Here is a 19,750-nt window from a genome sequence, read left to right as displayed (position 1 = left end):
AGAGTTATCCACGGCGGGCCATGCTTTCTGCGCTCATCACAATTGGGAACTCTTCGCGCACCTGAGCGTCTGAGGCGCCGAAGTAGTTGGGGAAATGGCTGTCGAGAATGGAATTGGCCTTGTCACGGGCGCGGTCCAATAGATCAGTTTTGCCTTCGTTTTCCCATGTATCTGTACGCTCACGATCCATGAGCCGCGGGTAGACAAATTCGGTGTTCATATAGTTCAGCGTGTGAGGGTTACCGAGGAAATGACCTGGGTCGATGGCACACTGGTGGATCACATCTACCGCCATGGTTTCATCCGTGACCTCTATCCCGCGCAACGATCGCAGGATCATACCACCCGCTTCGTCATCGATGACCATACTTTCAAAGCTGCATCCCATCAGGCTACCCATCATACCGCCGAACTCGCACAGACGATTGGCACCGGCATGGGCGGCAAGCGTGAAGGTCAGTGCTTTTTCCAACCCGTATTGCGCGTCGGGTATTTTTGCATCGGTCATGCCTGCGCCAACGGATGTGGGAAGGCCGTAGAAATTGCCCATCTGAATGGCTGCCGCCCCGATGAGAGCCTGTTCACCGCTGCCGCCGGTGAACGATCCGCTACGCAGGTCTGTGATGAAGGGCCAGGCGGCAAAGCAGACCGGACAGCCCGGTGTGATGAGGTTTACAATGGCAACACAGGCCAGCGTTTCGGCCACGGTTTGCACCAGTGTTCCCGCAAGCGTCGCGGGGGCTGTGGCCCCGGCCTGAGGAGGCACGGCCAGATCGACAGTTAGACCAAGTTTGGCAGTATCAATCAGGATTTCCATGTTCTCCTTGCCGATCCGCAAGGGGGAAACCATTGGGCAGCCGCCAAATATGACGCTTGGCTTCTTCATGAAAGCCCCTTCACCACCGTGAGCCAAATCAAACATGCGGATGGCATGCGGGATATGGCTGCGGTCGCGAAAGGTCAGACAGGCAGGCTTTTGGCTGCCTGCGAGCATCGCATATATGGTGTTCATGTCGTGAGCGAAATCATCGGTCACGTCGGTGGCCAAAACTGTGTCGCCCAGCATATGGATGTTGTCCAAGCGGTCCACTAGTCGGGTGAAATCATAAACGTCGCGCAGAACCGATGGACGATAGGACTTGGTCTCGGAATCGAAGGTTGTGACGGCGGTGCCAGAGTTGGCGAAATAGACACTCTCGGCCGAGCAATGCATGTCGTCTTTGCCTGCACGCTCACCGCGGGCATAGACATAAAACTCTCTGGCGGCAGCCGCCAGGATGTCTTCCATAAGGGCGCGGGGGAAGCACAGCCTATTGAGGTCATTCAAAACTGCGCCTTTGGGAAGCGCCAGATCAAGCAATTCCGGGAAATGGTCGGTAACGCCCGTGTTTTCCACAACGGTTAAGGCCGCTTGATGGATGTTCTCCATATCTGCTTGGGTCAGCGGTTTATAGCGGCCGCCACTTAGGCCTCCAGGTACGGCCTCATTGCCCGTGGTAGCCTGTTGAACCTTGATGCGCGCGGCGCGTCCGCCGCCGCCGCGACGGCGTGATTTTGCCTCAGCCATGACCGGACATCCTTTGTTCTGGGTCCGGGCTGATCATGTTGAAATAGAAATCGTAGAAGTCCTGGATCGAGGTTTCCATCTCGCCCAAGGGGCCCGGTTGGAAGTATTGAGAATTTACGCCGGACTGGTTGTGGCGAATGATGCGTTCGTCATCCAAAGATGTGACATGCCAAAGCCAGGTCAGGTCTTCTTTGTCGTAGTCTTCGCCTTCTTCGGCGTCAGCGCGAACCAGCCAGACCACCTGAATGTCGGTTTCCTGTAAGCCTCGTGGAATGAAGCGGTAGCCGACCATGTGATCCGAATAAATCAGGAACCAATTCAACGGACCAATATCAAAGTCAGTTGCGCCACCGTCGAAGCCTTTGAGCGTTCCAAGCAATGGTGCAAGTGCCTCGCCCGATTGGCTGCCGGTTTTGTAGCCTTGGTAAAGCGGATAGCGACGATAGTACCCGCTGGTAAATGGGGTCAGCGCAGCGTCGCCGACAAGAGTCAATTCATTGGGTGACAGCCCGGCTTCTACAGCCCTAGCCTTTAGCGGTTCGACCAAACCAGCCATGTCTTGCGGTGATTTCAAGCTATGGGAGCGAGAATACTCTTTGTGAGCTGGCCCGCAGTGGTAGCATTCAAGGTAGTTCTCAACCGCTAGTTTCCAATTCGCGGGAACAGGAAATGACGCGGTATGCGCTACTTTCAAATCGTTCAGGCCATAGGGTTCGACGAGTGGCTCAAGTTTGCTGAGGACAGGATCAAGTGATGGGGTGTTTGCATCGGCACAGACAAAGATCAGGCCCTTGAAGACACTCACCTGAACGGGAAGAAGCCCAAACTTTGACGGGTCGAATTGTTCCCCCATATTGTGACTTGCACGAAGTTTTCCTGATAGCTCATATGTCCATGCGTGGTAGGGGCAAACAAGAACGCGGGCGTTGCCGGATTGTTCAGTGCAGACGCGAGATCCGCGATGGCGGCAGACATTCAAATGAGCACGAATGTCGCCATCGCGGTCGCGAACAACGATAATGCTCTCCGGGCCATAGTCTAACAGGAAGTAGTCACCGGGGCTTGGGATTTGACTGACGTGACCTGCCCAAAGCCAGTTGCGGTTCCAGACCCGGGCGATGTCATAGTTATAGATGTCTTGGGAGGTATAGAATTCGCGCGGCAGGGCGTGGCCGTACTGGTGCGAGGCTATCAGCGCATCCAACTCAAACGGTCGGCTGTTCATCTCGTTTCCTCCAAATCGATTATCTCGCGGCGAAACCAATCCTGGTCTGCTTCTGCCTTGGGGCGTTCAAAATCACGGGCCGCGCGGTGGCCCGCGAAGACTGCGTCGACGATCAGCCCTGGAGAAGCGGCATCGCCAATAAGTTCGACGGTTTTCAACCTGAGCCCGCGCAAGCTGTCATATAGCGTCGTCTCACGCTGACGTTCAGTGACCAGAATTGTCGAGGCACATGGAATATCCATTTCGCGACCAGTAAAGGCACAACCGATGCGGGCCATGTCACCTTGAACCGCCGTCAGCACCTGATTGCAACGAATGTCGATACCAAGCTCCATCAGACGGGCCTGAATGCGAGGCTGCTCCAAAGTATTGATGGAGTAAGCTGAAACCAAATTCTCCGGCGTGACAAAGACCACCTGGTATCCTGCCGTCGCCAGTTTTTCGGCGATCACTCCTGCCAGATAGATATGATCGTCATCATAGATCATGACCGGGCCATCAGGCGGTAGAACACCATTCATTATGTCATCAGGCGTCAGCACATTGGCGCTTTGCTCGATCTGGGGCACATGGCGCTGGGTGTTACGGCCCATGCCGTCGGTTCGCCAAAGGCTGCCGGTGGCCACAAAGACGTGTTCGACGCCCAGCTCTGCCACTTGATCGCCATCAAGCCTGCTGTCAGTGAAAAGCTGAACGTTGCCGCGTTGCTTTAAATCATGCAGACGATAGTCGACGACGCGGGACCAAGCTGCGAGGCCGGGAAGTTTGCTTTCCTTCGTAACCCGCCCGCCCAATTCGGCTGACGCTTCGGCCAAGGTCACCTGATATCCTCGCCTTGCCAACTGCATGGCGCATTCAAGACCGGCAGGGCCACCGCCAACAACCAAAGTATCCGCGTTGCTCTTTTTCGGCGCGATGATCTCGGGGTGCCAACCGCGTCGCCATTCCTCACCCATCGTAGGGTTTTGAGTGCATCGGATCGGGATACCCAGATTGTCCGACGACACGCAGATATTGCAGCCGATGCATTCGCGGATTTCGTCGATCCTGCCTTCCCCGATCTTTTTTGGTATGAAAGGGTCCGCAATGGATGGCCGCGCGGCACCGATAAGGTCGACAATTCCTTTTTTGACCATCGACAGCATCATGTCGGGGGATGTCAGGCGACCGACACCAACCACAGGTTTTTGGGTGATCTGTTTAACGTGGGACAGAAACGCGTTCTGATATCCGTCCTCTGGCTGAAAACGAGTCGTGGCACTGTCATTGGACCAGTCAGCCACATTCACATCCCATAGGTCAGGAAGATCGGCCAAAAGCTCGACAACGGCGCGGCCTTCTTCTGCTACCTGCATGCCCCCGGCACCCATCATCTCATCAATAGCAAAACGGAACGCCACAGCGCAGCTGTCGCCCACGGCTTGGTGAGTGTCTTCCAGCAGTTCACGTGTCAGACGCACGCGATTTTCGAGCGACCCACCATATTCATCGCTACGCTGGTTCATATGCGGCAGCATGAAATGTTGCGCCAATGTCATGTTGTGCCCGGCATACACATAAATGATGTCAAATCCGGCATCTTTCGCGCGCAAGGCGGCCTCGCGGTGCCAACGGCGAAATTCCCGAATGTCGGCTTTATCCATAGCCCGCGCCTGCTTGGGGTGTGTAGTGTCGACAGACATTTCGGAAGGTGCAAGAACCGGGGCGCGGGTAAGCAGGTTTTGCGCATGATTGCCGTTATGAACCAGCTGGATAGCCGCCAGCGCACCATGTGCATGCACTGCGTCTGTCATCAGCCGCAACGCGGGCACATCGCGCGCGTCCCATAGCCGCCCTTCGGCGTAAGGAGAAAGGTCAGAAGTCGGGTGAATCTCGGTCTCCTGATTGGAAACCACCGCCCACCCGCCTTCGGCCTTCATTCCACGAACGGCAGCATCCGCCCTTGGTCGGAGGTGCCCCAGCCCGGTGCAATGAGGCACCTGATAGAAGCGGTTCCTGGCAGTGACTGGCCCGATCTGAACCGGTTCCAAGAGCATAGCATATGGGTTCGCGTCTGACATGTTCACGCGTTTTCCTGTGTTTGTGTTCCAGGGCTGGTTGGCCCCGGAGATACTGTTGAATCAGAAGCCGGCTTTGATCCGTTCAAACTCCGCCAGCATTTTTGCCTCAAGCTCGGGGTTCACCGCATCAAAGAACAAACTGCCCTCGAAGAAGCTTTTTGGATCGGAGAAACCATAGGCTTCGATGTTGGCCTGATCGGCAACTTCGAACGCTTTTGCGTTCGAATGCGGGTAGCCCCAGTTGTCGATGATGTACTGACCGCTGGCCGGGTCGGTAAGCGCGTTCAACAGATCATAGACCTGATCGACCGGTGTCGTGGATGATTTCAGATGCACGTAGCCGCACGCCCAGGTCGCGATACCCTTGTCGACGTCTCGCATCATCGCGGCAGGCACCTCATTCCAGATCAGGTTTAGTTCTGACTGGTTCCAGGCCCAACCGAATTCGATCTCGCCGCTGGTCATGGCCTGGTCAAACTGACCTGCGTCGGACCAGTAAAAGCGCATGTTCGGGTGGATCGAGCGCAGGAAGTCAGACGCTTCCTTGAACTGCTCATCGCTCAAGTTGGTGTAGTCGTCAGCATTTCCAGTAGCCAGCGCCGCTAACGCATAAGCAGATGATGCGGCATCCGGGATAGCGATCTTACCGGCATAAGCCGGGTCGGCCAGCAATTGCAGTGAGATATCGTCCCCCGAGATCTTGTCGGTGCGATAGATAAGGCCCGTGTTCCCCCATTCGAACGGCAACATGTAAAGCTGGCCGTCCAGAACGATGGCGTCGACCTCCTTGATCTCGGGCAGCACATCCGCCCAATTGGTCAGCTTGCTTTCGTCCAGCGGCTGAATCAGATCGGCTGCGACCCATTTTCTGACCGCGTCGGAACAAGGATGCGCTAAATCAGCTGTAAATCCGGAGCTTAGCTTGGTAAAGGCTTCTTCCTGGCTACCGAAATAGGAATAGCTCGGTGCTTCATTCCCGTATTTTTCCATGTAGCTGGCAAAGAATCCCGGGTCTTCATATCCCGACCAGTCAAATACCGTCAGATCAGCTCCACCGGCGCTGGCGCTTCCTGTACTTATTGCCGTCGCACATGCGAAGGCCGCAATTCCCTGAAGTTTCAATTTTTTTCCTCCCATTGTCTTATTCTGTGTCAGTGCCAAGATCGATCACGCTGGCGCTTTGGACTCCCAGCCAAACTGCGTCGCCGCGATTGAAATCAACCGTGTGAAAGTAGTTCGGAACCGAGACCGAGATCGGCTTGTCGGTTTCCGCAACCTGAATGTGGTAGTGAATGTTCTCGCCATAGAAAGCGACGTTGCTGACTTTGCCCTGAACAGTTGATGGATAGTCTTCGGGTTTTTCAGAGGTGATTTCCAATTGTTCGGGTCGAATACCGATGTTCATATCTCGGGCGCTGGTTGCGACGTTGGGGTTTTTTTCAATCTCCATTTGGCCAAAGGCCTTCGCGTCGATTGAAAGCGTATCGCCATTTTCCTCAAGCAACTGGGCAGGCAAAATGTTCATCTCACCGATGAAACTGGCAACCTGCTGATCGCAGGGCCGGGCGTAAAGCGTTGTTGGCGTATCCACCTGCTTTAGCCGCCCATTGAACATCACGCCAATGCGGTCAGACATTGTCATCGCCTCGTATTGGTCGTGTGTGACCATCACAAAGGTGATACCCAGCGATTGCTGCAGATTACGCATTTCAAATTGCATCTGCTCGCGCAGCTTCTTGTCCAAGGCCGACAAGGGCTCATCCAGCAACAATACTTTGGGTCGCATGATCAGCGCACGGGCGAGCGCCACCCTTTGCCGCTGCCCGCCTGACAGCTCACTTGCGCCGCGATCCTCAAGACCGCCCAGCTCGACCATTTCCAAGGCTTCGGCCACACGCTGGTCGATTTCGGCCTTGGGGGCCTTGCCACGTAATCCATAAGCCACGTTGTTTCCAACATTCAGGTGCGGGAAGATGGCGTAGCTCTGAAAAACCATGTTCGTCGGGCGGTTGTTGGCAGGCACACCATCCATATCCTGACCGTCGATCAGTACGGTGCCTTTGGTCGGCTCTTGGAAACCAGCGATCATCCGCAATACCGTGGTTTTGCCGCATCCCGATGGGCCGAGGAGTGAGAAAAACTCGCCTTCCTTGAGATCGAGGTCGATCCCGCTAGCCGCAAGAAAAGTGCCATAGCGTTTCTCGACGCCCCTGAGTTCGATGATGTTTTTTTCTGTCATTGGACCCCTGATGCGGATGAGCGGCGCCGGAAATACTCGGCCAGCACCAAAAGTAGAACCGATGAAAGCAGCAGGATAGAGCCTAAGGCCAAAACGTTTGGAAGCTTGGCGGGGAAACGAATCTGACTCCAGATGTAGACTGGCAAGGTTGGTTGGTTGCCGGACAGGAAAAAGGCGAGCACGAACTCGTCGAAGCTGACTGTGAAAGTGACCAGCAAACTTGCGACGATACCCGGGGAAACGACCGGAAGCGTCACGCGGCGGAAGGTGTCGAACACGCCGACACCTAGATCGTATGATGCTTCCTCCAGCGACGCATCGAAGTCATCAAACGCAGACTTCAGGATCGAGACGGAAAACGGCAGCGCAAGAAATGTATGACCCAGAACGACGGTCAGCAAAGACGGCTTAAGACCGATAAACAAAAACAGAACCAGCATTGAAGAAGCGACGATAATGCCCGGTATAACCAAAGGCAGCATCACCAGACCTTCGGCAGCACGCTGACCCCGAAAACGGTACCGAACAAAGGCGCGGGCGGCGAACAATCCCATAGCGGTAGAAAGAAGTGCCACGACGGTGCCGACGCCAAGCGAATTCCAAAGGGCCTGGATCAAGGTATCCTGTTCGCCCAGCTTCCGATACCAGTCCAGCGTCCAGCCCTTGATGGGAAAGGCAACGATTGTGCCGCTGTTGAATGAAAACAAGGGCAGAAAAAGGACCGGCAGGTAAAGAAAAACCAAATACAGAAAGGCGTAGGCTGTCAGGGTCGAAGGGCGTCTCATCTTATCCGCCTCCCTAGCCGGGTGGCGGTAATTACAAACACTATAGCGACAAAGCCAACCGATAGCATCGCGATCAGTGAAAGGGTGGCGCCGAGTGGCCAGTTGTTGGCGGCCCCGAACTGCACCTGAATAAGGTTGGCGATCATCTTTCCATCCGACCCGCCAACCAGTGCCGGGGTCACATAGTCACCTACCGTGGGAATAAATATGATCAGACAAGCAGCAATGATCCCCGGGATGGTTAGTGGCAGCGTCACCCGCATGAAGCGTTGAAAAGGGCTGTTACCGAGGTCGGTGGCGGCTTCTAGTAAGCTCGGATCGATCTTCTGCAATGAGACATAGATCGGCAGGATCGCAAATGGCGCCCAAGCATGGGCAAGCGTCAGCACGACTGCAAATTCATTGTAGAGAAGGAAGTCGAGCGGTTCGTCGATCAGACCAAGCATCAGCAGTGCAGAATTCATTACGCCGTTGAACCCCAGGATGAGTTTCCACGCAAATACACGCAGGAGGTAGCTAGACCAGAATGGAATGGTGATGAGCAGAAGCCAGATGGTCTTTTTACGGGCCTTCATCGCGATGAAATAAGCGATGGGATATGCCAGTGCGACAGTAACTGCTGTAACTGCTCCGGCAATCCAGATCGACCTTAGCATTAAGTGTCTAACCAGAGGATCAGCAAACGCGTCGCTATAGTTTTTTAGTGTCGGCGTCTTGTCGAGCGTTACGTAGGTTTGCGTCCAGAACGAATAGGCGATCAAGATCAACAACGGAGCCGCCACCAGAAAGCCCACATAAGCCGTGGCTGGTGCGCTGAGGGTATAGCCCCGGGATGCTTCGCTACGAAAGATTACCCAAACTCCCATCCGGATTTTCACGAGTCACTAATGGACGATCGTCCATTAAATGTTGCGCCAGAACGGTCTTTCGTGTCAATCTTCCTGTGAGAAAGACTTGAGTGATGCCATCAAGGAAATGGAATTATTGAATAAAGTGGAAAACGTTAGAGGAAGAAAACGTGGCTCGAAACGTGATCCAGATGCCAGTAAGCAACTTCTGATCAAGGCGACTCTGGACTCTATCGCGGATATTGGAGTCACCGAGACGACGGTCAGCTGCATCTGCGAGCGTTCTGGTTTGTCACGCGGAATGATCCATTTGCATTTCGGCGGGAAGGACAATTTGCTGACGGCAGCAGCCCAGCATTTCAGTGCCCAATATTATTCCGAGATGGACAAAATGACCGATCTGGGCTCGGATGCATCGCCCGAAGACCGAGTGATGGCTGTGATCGAGGCGGATCTGTCCGAAGCACTGCTCAATCCAAGAAGTACAAAAATCTGGCATGCATTTCGCGGCATCGCGAGCTCACACCCAGGCATTGCCCGCTACAGCAGCACTCAGGATCAAAAACTTGTCGAGACATTGCGGCTTGCGTTTAAGGAGATAGCTCAAAAAAACGAGCGTGACCCAAACTTGGTGGACGATGCCACTGCCGGAACGCTGGCTTTGCTGGAAGGTATGTGGGTCAATTACCTAACAGATATGCAGGGTTTTTCACGACGACGCTCTGTTGATCTTATCAGACGTTTCTTGTGCGGACTTTTCCCCGAAAAATTTAAATTGTGAGATTTCGGGACGCTCAGATTTGAGACAGAAAAACAGCATGTTCTTGGAAAGCCGACTGCTGGTATTGGCGAATTCCCTGGCGTCTAAATGCAACACCCCCGTGCATTGGACGAAATCCAACGCCCGCTTTCCCCCGAAGAAAGGTTTCCATTGCACGTGCAGCGAAAGACCGCTTTCCGCCCAAAACGACAAATGCTGCGCCCGTAGCCTAAGTCGCCTTTGGGCTCAGAGCAGACGTTCGCTGCGTATTGCATCAACGACTGCTCTGCGGACAAAGCGGATGTACAGCATCACCGAAAGGTGGATGATCTCGAGATTGGTTTTAAGAATTTGAAAGAGGCAGGTCTAGGCATGGGCAAAAGCAAGCAAAACTCCTGCCCCGCCCAAGCAAAGTTCTTCTGACAAGACGCTTGAAAGATCTGCGTTTTGTAGCGCCGGATCGCTATTCAGCTCCCCGCCCGCTCAGAACTGATCTCTTCAGATGATCGCCAGCAGAATCTTAGTAAAGACCCGCGACCTTTGCCCTCAGTTTTATCAGTGATGCAACAGTGTCGATTGTGGGTGTTGCGATCCCGGTCAGTTGCCCCAATTCCTGTACTGAAGTGACCAAGGCATCAATTTCCATAGGTCGGTTCAGCTCCAAATCCTGCCACATCGAGGTCTTGTGTGCTCCGACAGCCGCTCCTCCGTCAATGCGCTTTTCGACATCAATCGGGAACCTAACCCCCAGTTCTTCACCGATTTCCTGAGCCTCTAGCATCATTCCACGTGCCACGGAGCGTGAACCTTCATCAGTACACAAGACATCAAGTGTAGAGTGGGTAAGTGCGGAAATCGGGTTGAACGACAAGTTGCCCCATAGCTTCAGCCAAATTTCGTCCCGTATTCTTGGTCTTACGGGCGCGCGCAACCCGGCGGTGGACAATGCAGCCGAAAGGTTGGAGGCACGGTCTGATTTAGTGCCATCGGGCTCACCCAAAGAAAAACGATTGCCTTCGACATGCTTGATCGATCCCGGAGCAATGACTTCCGCGGCCGGATAAACAACACACCCAAGCACACGATCCGGTCCGAAACCGTTCCATTGCGCGTCTCCCGGGTCTACAGATGACAATCTCGTCCCCTCGAATGGACCGCCCAGCTTGTGGAAATACCACCAGGGTACCCCGTTCACTCCGCTCACTATTGTCGTTTCATCCCCAATCAGTGGCTGGATCGAGTCCACAACTGCTGGAACGGAATGCGCTTTCAGTGTGATAAAGACATAGTCTTGGGGGCCGAGATCGGCGGCATTGTCCGAGGCGCGTATTGGCACGTTGATTGGGTCCTGCCCATCCTCTTGGAGAGTCAGCCCTTTTTCTTGCATTGCAGCCAGATGTGGGCCACGTGCAACGACACTGACGTCGACGTCAGTCTGCGCGAGCCTCGCGGCAACGTAACCTCCGATAGCTCCGGCACCAAAGATGCAAACTTTCATGTGTCTAAGCCTTTGCCAGTCCCAATTTAGCGGCCAGCCCAATCCTTTGTATCTTACCAGTCGCACCTTTTGGTATCTCTTCGAGAATAACCACTGAAGTCGGCACCTTGAATTTTGCGAGCCGTGCGCCAACAAAATCCCGGACGTCCTGACCTTCAATCGTCGCTCCTTCTGAGAGCACCACCGCCGCCGCTATATCTTCGCCCAGTTTCTCGTGGGGAACCGCAAAACAAACTGCCTGAGCAACGTCCGGATGGCTTAGAAGCACGGCGTCAACTTCAAGTGGACTTATTTTTTCTCCACCTCGATTGATAAGCTCCTTAAGGCGTCCAGTCAGTCGCAGATAATCCTCTTCGTCGAACGACCCTTGATCACCGGTGCGAAACCAGAGTTTTCCATCCGCTTCAAAGAAATTGTCTGCATTTGCCTGCGGGTTGCTCTCATACCCAGGGGTCACGTTCGGACCGCTGATAACGATTTCTCCGACATCCCGCGAAGCGATCAATACATTTTCCGTTTCGTCTGCAATTCTGACTTCAGGGCCCGCTGCTACTCCGACGTATCCGGGCTTTTGCTTTTGTGGAGGAAGCGGGTTGCAACACATTTGATGCGTGGCCTCAGTCATACCGTAGGCCTCGATGACAGGCGCATTGAATGTCGCCACCAACTCTTCCATGACCGGCGCGGGCAACGACGCGGAAGACGACCGCAAGAAACGCAAGCGCGATTGCTCAATGACTGATTGGTTTCGGGCGGCTCGGGCGAGAATAGCTTGGTGCATTGTCGGAACCGCCGTGTACCATGTCGGATCAACCTCAGCGACCTGTGAAAAAAAGCTAAGAGCGTTGAACCCAGGGGCGCAGCTAATTTGCGATCCGGCGCCTAAAGAAGCCGCGACTGCTGCGATCAACCCATGGATATGGAACAGCGGCATGATGCTTAGACAACGATCATCGATTGTCAGCTTCAAAGACGAAGCCACGTTCCGTGCCGACGAGTAGATATTGGCCTGCGTCAAAGGAACGATCTTGGGGCGCGACGTTGTTCCTGATGTATGGAGTATCAGGGCGACGTCATCTTCACCCGGCGCTGATGTATCAGCCACTCCAATTGGGTCACAGGCCAAAACGGAAAACTGTCCAGCTGGACTAGAACTATCGCTAGAAATCCGCAAGACGGCCACACCCAGTTCAGTCGCCGCTTGCACGGCTGGGCCACTTTCGTTTTCGCTTACTACAAGAGCCTTGGCTTTCAAGTCTTTGAGATAGAATACATATTCTTCGATAGTATAAGAAGGGTTTAAAGGCGCCGTCGTCGCCACTTGGGCGACGGATATGAATGCCGTCGCCATCTCTGGTCCGTTAGGCAACACAATTGCCACCCTGTCGCCGCGCCCTATTCCGATCTGATGCAGATCCTCTTTGACCTTCGCGCAATGCTCGCGCAAACCAAGGTAGCTCAACCAAGGCTGGCCAGGAGCGCCAATGGCATTTGCCGTGTCTGCATGGTGTGCAATCAATTCAACGACTAAATGGGGCATCTGTTATCCGTTTACACAAGCATCGGTTTCTTTCGCAATGTTAGCTCGTCGCAGCAGGTTCTAAGTCACGCGTACGTTCAGGCTGCCCAGCTTGTCGACGGCCAAGACCATAACATCCCCTCGGTTGACGGGACCAACACCAGAAGGTGTCCCTGAAAGGATAACGTCCCCGGCCGCAAGCTCGAAGTAGTCGCTCAGATACGAGATCATCTCGGGGACTTTCCAAATCATCTGGTTCAAGTCGCCTTCTTGCCGAACTTCACCATTCACCGTCAGAGTAATCGGACCTCTGTCGAGATGCCCGACCTCTAATGCCTTGTGAATTGGTCCGCATGGCGCCGAGCGCTCAAACGCTTTCCCAATTTCCCACGGGCGGCCCATCTTTTTCATCTGCCCTTGCAGGTCGCGACGGGTCATATCAAGCGAAAGGCCGTACCCAAAGACATGATCCAATGCATCGTCCACCGAGATATTCGTGCCGCCGGACTTGAGCGCAACAAGCATTTCTGCTTCGTGGTGCACGTCGGAACTGTGCGGAGGGTACGGGAATTCCCCTGAAGGGTCCAAATTGTTTGGGTTCTTTTGAAAGAAAAATGGAGGTTCCCGGTTCGGGTCATGGCCCATTTCAATTGCATGCGCCGCGTAGTTTCGCCCAATGCAGTAGACACGCCGGACAGGGAACGTGCCGCCCCCCGATACGGGTATGACATGCACCTGCGGCGCGGGAATTACATGATCGGACATCGCTTTCCTCCTGAACGCTTGACTGCCAAAGATCGGATTTCCGAACGGTCAGTTACCTTCCGATCGATGCTACGCCACATTCAAACGGACGCGGCGGCTTACCAAGTCATCGCCAAAATTCAGGCTGTTTTGCAAGACCAACGGCTACAATCTGCCCCGACCATTTCCCGAATTGGTTGGGCACCAGCGCTACTTCAGCTGTCGGACTGGATGCTCGTAGGCAGCACCCGCGAATAAACCGATTTCAGGTGATCCACCATGGCACTGGCCGCAAGCTCACAGTCGCCCTTTGCTATGGCAGACACGATCACATCATGTTCGCTAAAGCTGGAATAGTCTTCTGCGGGCTTTAAAGTTTCGCGTGGCTGCCCCCAAACAATCGATCTTCGAACCGAATTTAAAGTCTCAAAGAAGTATAAAAAGAGTTGGTTACGAGTGGAGCGGGCTATAGCGTAATGCAAATTATTGTCCCAAGCTTCGTACGTGCGCCAATCCTCTGCGGTACGACATTTGTCCGCGCATAGCCTCATTTGCTCTCGATCGGAACGTGTGGAATGGAGCGCTGCGAGGCGGCTAAGCTGCGGCTCGATCGTAAATCTAACGGATACAACCTGCTCAGGTTTAATTTGGTTGCCCAAATAAGTTACATCGGTGAGGTTGAGAACCGGCCTGGATCCAACAAATGTTCCCCGCCCCACATGACGCCAGATCAGCCCCTGGGCCTCAAGCTCTGCCAACGCTCTTCGCAACTGATTGCGAGTGGTCCCAAGTTTTGAACACAGCTCACGTTCAGGTGGGAGCCTGTCGTTATGCCTGTATCCGGCATTGTTAATCAGGTCGCGTACGCGGTGCGCGAGTTCGGTTGGTGCACTCATATCTCCACCCAATTTAGCGATTGGTTGATTGATTGAAACGCCAAGTCGGAAAAAACTCAAGGGCAAGAGGAAAGCAAGAAACGAGTCGCCGGACAGGATCCGTGACCACGTCTTGACACAAGCACGAGGGAGGAGTGCCGAGTGCGGTTAGCAACTGTTTCCGTAGAGGGCCACGCCGTTTGCGTGGCAATACTAAACGATGGCGGCAAGTTGGACGTTTTGCGCGCAGCGCAAGTGCTTGGCGAAGCGCTGGACGCAGGTTCAATGCAGCATCTGATCGCAGGCGGAAAAGAAACGCTTGGCGTTTTGAAAACCCTCGTTTCATCGGCCGAAACGGGTAATCTAAACGACGCACTGGTCCCGGATGACGTGCCGTTTCTGGCACCAATTCCTTCCCCGCGTAAGAACGTTTTCTGTGTCGGGCGCAATTATGCTGAACACATCGCCGAGGGCGAACGTGCCCAAAACCAAAAAATTGGCGTAACAGAACATCCGGTCTTCTTCACAAAACCGCCGACATCGATTGTGGCGCCAGAGGCAGACATTCTGATATTCCCCTCGGTCTCACAAGCCATTGACTATGAAGTTGAACTGGCAGTTGTGATTGGAAAACCGGGGCGAAACATAGCCAAGGCTGACGCATACGACCATGTATACGGCTATACGATCCTCAATGACATCACCGCACGCGACATTCAACGCCGACATGGTGGGCAGTATTTCAAAGGCAAAGGTTTAGATGGGTCTTGCCCATTGGGCCCCTGCATAGTGACCGCTGATACAATCAGCGATCCGCACGCTCTATCAATCGGATTAACAGTCAACGGCGAACAGCGCCAAAACGGATCGACGTCGGACATGATTTTCGACATTCCAACGCTGATCGCATCCCTTTCAGAAGGTATGACCCTGGAACCTGGCGACGTAATCGCGACCGGAACACCGTCTGGTGTCGGATACGCCATGGACCCACCACAGTTCCTGAAAGACGGGGACACTGTGGTTTGTGAAATTTCAGAAATCGGCACGCTCAGGAATACCGTGCGCGTCGTTTAAGTGGCTCCTGCATAGCTGAATCTGCGGGTTGCCAACCATGCAAGGGAGGAAGACTAAAATGATGAACAGAAGGACTTTCACAGCGTCCTTGCTTTCGGCGGTTCCGGTAGCAGGAGCACTAGGAACACAGGGCTTTGCGCAGGACTTGCGTAAAATTACCTTCGTGCAGCCAAGCCCTTCGGCAATCAATTCATTTCCGGTTTTTGTCGCCATCGGCGAAGGTTATTTCGCTGATGAAGGGTTGGATGTGACCGTCGAGGCGATCAACGGCTCAGGAGCCGTGCTTCAAGCATTGTCCGCCGGACAGGCTCACTTCGGTCGCCCCGGTCCTGGCCCCTTAATTGCCGCACGGTCGCGGGATGTAGATGCCGTACACATCTACAACGTTGCGGCACGCAGCAACTTTGGCATAGCCGTGCCAGAAGACTCTGACATCCAAAGTGTTGAAGAGCTTCGAGGTAAAGTTATCGGAACAGGTACGGCCGATGGCGCAGAAGTAGGCTTTGCACGTAACGTGATGACCGGAGCAGGCATGAAAGAGGGTGAAGACTTTACCTTCCTTACCGTCGGCGACGGTGGCCCGGCGACCGCGGCTTTCCTAAACGGCGAAATCGACGCTTACTCTGCTTCGACGGCTGACACGGCAATTCTGAACCAGCGCGGAATGGCGGTGCGTGACATCACGCCTGCGGAGTTCGGGCGTTTCTTCGGTAACGGCATCGCCACAATGGCTGACACAATCGCCAACGACCGTGAATTGGTCGAAGCTTGGAGCCGCGCGTTCACACGTGGTCATGCATTTGCACTGGATGATGCCAACCGTGAAGCTGTTTTGAAGCATTTGGCGGATGGCAACCCGCAGGAAGGCGAGGACAAGGAGTTCCAGTCAGCACTGTTCGATGCCGTACGCTCGAAAACTATCGCGGCGGATCCGAGCAATGGCCTGGGATGGTACCCCGCCGAAGTTTGGCAGGAATGGCAAGACGCACTTGTTGCAGGGGGCGAAATCCCAGGGCCGTTGGATGACCTGAGCGCTGCTTGGACCAACGAGTTTGCTGCCATCGGAAACGCGGCTGTCAGCAAATGAACGCTGTAGTCACACATGAGTTTTCCGGCGCGCCTTTGGGCACGCCGGTCTATGAGTTGACCCATGTAAGCAAGACCTATGCACGCAATCTTGTTGTCGCTCTCGAGGACATCAATCTGACGCTTCGGAAAGGAAGCTTCACATCTGTCATCGGGTCCAGCGGGTGCGGCAAGTCAACTCTACTAAAGATCATGGCGGGTCTGATCCCGCCCACCAAAGGGCGTGTAATCCTTCAGGGGCAACCAGTCACTGGGACCCGCCGGGACATCGGTATGATGTTTCAGCAAGCGACGCTTTTCCCCTGGAAAACAGCGGTGGAAAACATCGTCTTGCCAATTGAGATCCGCGATGGAAAAGCGGCGGCCAAGCAAGCTATGGCCAAGGCGCACGAACTTTTGGACATCGTAGGTTTGCAAGGGTTCGAAAACGTATATCCGAACGAATTGTCAGGCGGTATGGCACAACGCGCTTCGATCTGCCGAATGCTGATCACGGAACCAGCCGTGCTATTGATGGACGAACCGTTCAGCGCGCTCGACGAGTTGTCACGCGACATGATGAACATGGAATTGCAGCGGATTTGCAGGGAACAGGATGCGACTGCTTTTCTTGTGACGCACTCAATTCAGGAAGCTGTTATTTTGTCTGACGAAATCGTCGTCTTGAAACCGCGCCCAGGCAGGATTGCTGAAATCGTTGAGGTCGACCTGCCACGCCCACGAACACTCGACATGATGACGACACCCAAATTCGGCGCTATCGTAGACTACATTCGCAGCCTCCTTGATAAGGGAGAAGAAATGTGAGCGAAGTTCAGAATTACTCACCTTCCGTAAAAGACGCTGCCCCCTCAGAAGACACTGTATGGGAGCAGAAGGTTCACTTTATCGACTCGGTTCCTCGCTGGCTGGCGATGACCTTTGTCTTCGTGGTTTTTGTCGGAACTTGGCAAATTGTGACCAGCCTTAGGCTGGTCTCTCCGATCATTCTACCGACGCCGATGGAGACCCTCAAAGATATGATCTTCGTAGGGCAAAACCTTTTGACCGGCGGCTACATGCTTGGGGCACTGTGGATTACCATCAAAGAGGTCATCTATGGTTTTGCGCTGGCAATCGCGATCGGATTTTCGCTGGGTGTTTTGGTTGGCGAAACAGCCTTTGGCGAGAAGGCAGTAATGCCCTATTTGGTTTCTATCGATACGATGCCGAAAGTCGCGTTCGCTCCTCTTTTTGTGGCTTGGTTGGGTTTCGGCATTGAATCCAAGGTGGCACTTGCGGCCTTTATCGCGACGTTTCCAATCGTGGTTGGGACTGCGGCCGGACTTCACGCCGCCGACGAAAACGCGCGCATGTTGTTCAAGACGATGGGCGCCAGCCGGATGCAGACATTGATCAAGATGAAGCTGCCAACCGGTCTGCCGCAGATATTCACCGGCCTTAAAATCGGAGCAGTTGGTGTTATGGCAGGCGCGATCACAGGAGAGTTCCTAGGGGGCGGTAAGGGATTTGGTGAGTTGATCCGTGTTGCGGCATCGCAGCTCAATACTCCGCGCGTGTTCTCCTTGATCCTGTACCTAAGTCTCGTTGGTCTCGCTGTATTTGCGACGGTGGTTTGGACACAGCGAAAACTGGTGTTCTGGCACAAAGAGCAGGTTGGCAGAGATGACTTCTGAGCCAGTGAAAATAAACTGCCAGATCTTGCGTGAATTTGTGGCGAGCGCGCTCGAAACTCGAGGTGTTCCAAAAGCGGATGCAGATCAGGTGGCCTCGACGATGGTTGAGGCCGACATATTCGGATATGGCACCCATGGAGTCTTTCGCTTGCGCCAGTATCTTGCCCGATTGGCCGGAGGCGGGTGCAACGCCAAACCAAACGTTACCGTCATACATCAGTCTGTCGCGACCGCGTTGATTGACGGCGATGACGGCCTTGGGCATTTGGCTATGTCGGCGGCGCGAGATCTTGCGATAGAAAAGGCGAAAGAGGCAGGTATCGGATGGGTCGGTGTTCGGCGCGGCAATCATGCTGGACCTTTGGCACTTTATGTGCGCCCACAAGCCGAAGCTGGAATGCTTGGCATGGCCGCAGCGGTGGGCAGTGCTAACCACGTTCCACCCTATGGCGGAAGCGACTTGCTTCTTGGCACCAATCCTATCGCTTTCTCTGCGCCTGCCGTTGGCCCCGACCCGTTTGTGTTTGATATGGCGACGACAGTTGCCGCGATGGGTAAGATCAAGACCCTGTTGCAGCAAGGCGAACCTATGCCCGAAGGTTGGATGGTTGGGCGTGATGGCAATCCGTTAACGGACCCTGCCCGCAAATCAGAAGGGTTTCTTTTGCCGATCGGAGGTCCGAAGGGTTTCGGCCTTTCCGTGGCCATAGGGTTGATGTCCGGAGTCTTGAACGGCGCTGCCTTCGGCTCTGACGTAGTCAACTTCACATCAGACACAACCTCACCCACAAACACAGGGCAATTCGTAATGGCGCTTGATCCGGCGGCCTTTGGAATGGAAAAAGACTTTGCTTCGAATGCAGCCCGCGTCTTCTCCGAAATGCGCGCATCCGCCCCCCTGCCCGGTCATGACCCGGTACGCCTGCCCGGAGACGGAAAAACGGCTGCAGCTGAGGCCCGTCGCAAAGACGGTGTAAGCCTCAACTCCGCTCTTTGCCGAGACCTCAACAGTCTCGCCCTGGACTGTGGACTGACTCCCCCGTTTCCTGATGTTAACACTGACTAGCGGCATATCTGAGGGAAGCCGGACTGCACTTTTTACCAGGTTTTAGCGAGGCGTCACTTCTGGCTTCAGCTCTTTTACAAGCGCCGAAAGTTTGTTCATCATGTGAAGTTTCATTGCCTTACCAAGCCCATCTGCATTTCGGGCCTTGAGCAACTCCATCATGGTTTCATGTTCGTCAATTGCCTGTGCCCAACGCTCGTCCGACAAGTTGGCCAAAAAACGTGCACGGCGGACCCGTGCGGCCAAAAGCTTATGGTGGTTTTCCAGTATGTCGTTTCGCGCACCCTTTATAAGTGCCTGATGGATGTCTTGATTGGCTTTAAAGTACGCCTGTCGATCACGCGCTTCGTACGCGCTCAGCATATCCTTGTGGCTACTTTCAATCCGTTGAATTTCCGCAACGTCCATTTGCTGACACGCTATTTCCCCCGCCAGTTGCTCAAGCGCTGCGAGCACTGGAAACGTGTTTTCCAATTCTTCCCTCGTAACACTCGCGACACGGGCACCCCGGTTGGCTTGAAGCACCACAAAGCCTTCGGATGCAAGAACCTTTAGGGCCTCTCGCAATGGTGTCCGGGAAACACCCAATGAGTCGCAAAGCTGTTTCTCGGGCACTTTCTCACCCGGCTTCAAAACGTCTTCGACGACAAGATTACGCAAGCGTTCGACCAACTCTTCATGTAGGGTCGGGCGATTAATGCTATCCGTCAGGTTCATATCCACAT

The 19,750-nt window shown here is 54.2% G+C and carries 18 protein-coding genes; 6 read left to right on the top strand and 12 right to left on the bottom strand.

Features of this window, described 5'->3' with window-relative positions; genetic code table 11:
• Positions 1-4: 4 nt before the first annotated feature.
• The 7 genes from ACT2B1_RS21185 to ACT2B1_RS21155 are packed head-to-tail and all read right to left on the bottom strand — an operon-like array spanning position 5 to position 8,742.
• The gene (locus ACT2B1_RS21185) at positions 5-1,567 is read right to left on the bottom strand and encodes a trimethylamine methyltransferase family protein (RefSeq protein WP_481669123.1); all 1,563 of its coding nucleotides are present in this window, start codon (positions 1,565-1,567) and stop codon (positions 5-7) included.
• Positions 1,560-2,792: an aromatic ring-hydroxylating oxygenase subunit alpha gene (locus ACT2B1_RS21180; protein WP_171125941.1), complete on the bottom strand. Its 1,233-nt coding sequence runs from the start codon at positions 2,790-2,792 to the stop codon at positions 1,560-1,562. Before ACT2B1_RS21180 ends, ACT2B1_RS21185 begins: the two co-directional genes overlap by 8 nt.
• On the bottom strand, positions 2,789-4,852 hold the full coding sequence (locus ACT2B1_RS21175) for an oxidoreductase (protein WP_481669122.1): 2,064 nt from the start codon (positions 4,850-4,852) through the stop codon (positions 2,789-2,791). Before ACT2B1_RS21175 ends, ACT2B1_RS21180 begins: the two co-directional genes overlap by 4 nt.
• Positions 4,853-4,912: 60 nt before the next feature.
• Positions 4,913-5,974 carry an extracellular solute-binding protein gene (locus tag ACT2B1_RS21170; RefSeq protein WP_234899375.1) on the bottom strand — a complete coding sequence of 354 codons (1,062 nt, stop codon included), beginning with the start codon at positions 5,972-5,974 and terminating at the stop codon, positions 4,913-4,915.
• Between the two features lie 19 nt (positions 5,975-5,993).
• A complete protein-coding gene (locus ACT2B1_RS21165) occupies positions 5,994-7,091 on the bottom strand; it encodes an ABC transporter ATP-binding protein (RefSeq protein ID WP_170752059.1) in 1,098 nt (365 codons plus the stop codon).
• Positions 7,088-7,876 carry an ABC transporter permease gene (locus ACT2B1_RS21160; protein WP_170752062.1) on the bottom strand — a complete coding sequence of 263 codons (789 nt, stop codon included), beginning with the start codon at positions 7,874-7,876 and terminating at the stop codon, positions 7,088-7,090. The genes ACT2B1_RS21165 and ACT2B1_RS21160 overlap by 4 nt, the downstream gene beginning before the upstream one ends.
• Positions 7,873-8,742, bottom strand: coding sequence for an ABC transporter permease (locus tag ACT2B1_RS21155; RefSeq protein ID WP_170549885.1), 870 nt, complete (start codon positions 8,740-8,742; stop codon positions 7,873-7,875). Before ACT2B1_RS21155 ends, ACT2B1_RS21160 begins: the two co-directional genes overlap by 4 nt.
• Positions 8,743-8,830: 88 nt before the next feature.
• On the opposite strand from ACT2B1_RS21155, the gene ACT2B1_RS21150 reads away from it, so the two are divergent.
• The gene (locus ACT2B1_RS21150) at positions 8,831-9,505 is read left to right on the top strand and encodes a TetR family transcriptional regulator C-terminal domain-containing protein (protein ID WP_254428729.1); all 675 of its coding nucleotides are present in this window, start codon (positions 8,831-8,833) and stop codon (positions 9,503-9,505) included.
• Positions 9,506-10,004: 499 nt separating this feature from the next.
• Here the strand turns inward: ACT2B1_RS21150 and ACT2B1_RS21145 are convergent, their stop codons facing one another.
• The 4 genes from ACT2B1_RS21145 to ACT2B1_RS21130 form a co-directional block, all read right to left on the bottom strand.
• Positions 10,005-10,982, bottom strand: a complete 978-nt coding sequence (locus ACT2B1_RS21145) for a 2-dehydropantoate 2-reductase (protein WP_171239181.1) — start codon at positions 10,980-10,982, stop codon at positions 10,005-10,007.
• A 4-nt stretch (positions 10,983-10,986) separates the two neighbouring features.
• Complete coding sequence (locus tag ACT2B1_RS21140) at positions 10,987-12,522, bottom strand: acyl--CoA ligase (protein WP_171239182.1); 1,536 nt, start codon at positions 12,520-12,522, stop codon at positions 10,987-10,989.
• 60 nt (positions 12,523-12,582) lie between these two features.
• The gene (locus ACT2B1_RS21135; protein WP_171239183.1) at positions 12,583-13,266 is read right to left on the bottom strand and encodes a fumarylacetoacetate hydrolase family protein; all 684 of its coding nucleotides are present in this window, start codon (positions 13,264-13,266) and stop codon (positions 12,583-12,585) included.
• 194 nt (positions 13,267-13,460) lie between these two features.
• Entirely contained in the window at positions 13,461-14,141 is a 681-nt protein-coding gene (locus tag ACT2B1_RS21130) for a FadR/GntR family transcriptional regulator (protein WP_170611065.1), read from the bottom strand.
• Positions 14,142-14,282: 141 nt separating this feature from the next.
• Here ACT2B1_RS21130 and ACT2B1_RS21125 point away from each other — a divergent pair, with 141 nt between their 5' ends.
• The 5 genes from ACT2B1_RS21125 to ACT2B1_RS21105 are packed head-to-tail and all read left to right on the top strand — an operon-like array spanning position 14,283 to position 19,025.
• Positions 14,283-15,197 (top strand): fumarylacetoacetate hydrolase family protein, encoded by a 915-nt coding sequence (locus ACT2B1_RS21125; protein ID WP_371808203.1) that lies wholly within the window; start codon positions 14,283-14,285, stop codon positions 15,195-15,197.
• Positions 15,198-15,255: 58 nt separating this feature from the next.
• Positions 15,256-16,284, top strand: a complete 1,029-nt coding sequence (locus tag ACT2B1_RS21120; protein ID WP_171239184.1) for an ABC transporter substrate-binding protein — start codon at positions 15,256-15,258, stop codon at positions 16,282-16,284.
• Complete coding sequence (locus ACT2B1_RS21115) at positions 16,281-17,090, top strand: ABC transporter ATP-binding protein (RefSeq protein WP_170336353.1); 810 nt, start codon at positions 16,281-16,283, stop codon at positions 17,088-17,090. Before ACT2B1_RS21120 ends, ACT2B1_RS21115 begins: the two co-directional genes overlap by 4 nt.
• Positions 17,087-17,959, top strand: a complete 873-nt coding sequence (locus ACT2B1_RS21110; protein WP_170383463.1) for an ABC transporter permease — start codon at positions 17,087-17,089, stop codon at positions 17,957-17,959. The genes ACT2B1_RS21115 and ACT2B1_RS21110 overlap by 4 nt, the downstream gene beginning before the upstream one ends.
• Positions 17,949-19,025 carry an Ldh family oxidoreductase gene (locus ACT2B1_RS21105; RefSeq protein WP_171239186.1) on the top strand — a complete coding sequence of 359 codons (1,077 nt, stop codon included), beginning with the start codon at positions 17,949-17,951 and terminating at the stop codon, positions 19,023-19,025. The genes ACT2B1_RS21110 and ACT2B1_RS21105 overlap by 11 nt, the downstream gene beginning before the upstream one ends.
• Before the next feature lie 42 nt (positions 19,026-19,067).
• Here the strand turns inward: ACT2B1_RS21105 and ACT2B1_RS21100 are convergent, their stop codons facing one another.
• A complete protein-coding gene (locus ACT2B1_RS21100; RefSeq protein WP_171239187.1) occupies positions 19,068-19,742 on the bottom strand; it encodes a GntR family transcriptional regulator in 675 nt (224 codons plus the stop codon).
• Between the last annotated feature and the right edge of the window lie 8 nt (positions 19,743-19,750).

The sequence above is a fragment of the Ruegeria sp. S263 genome (assembly GCF_056780525.1).
This window is presented reverse-complemented; position numbering and strand designations above follow the sequence as displayed.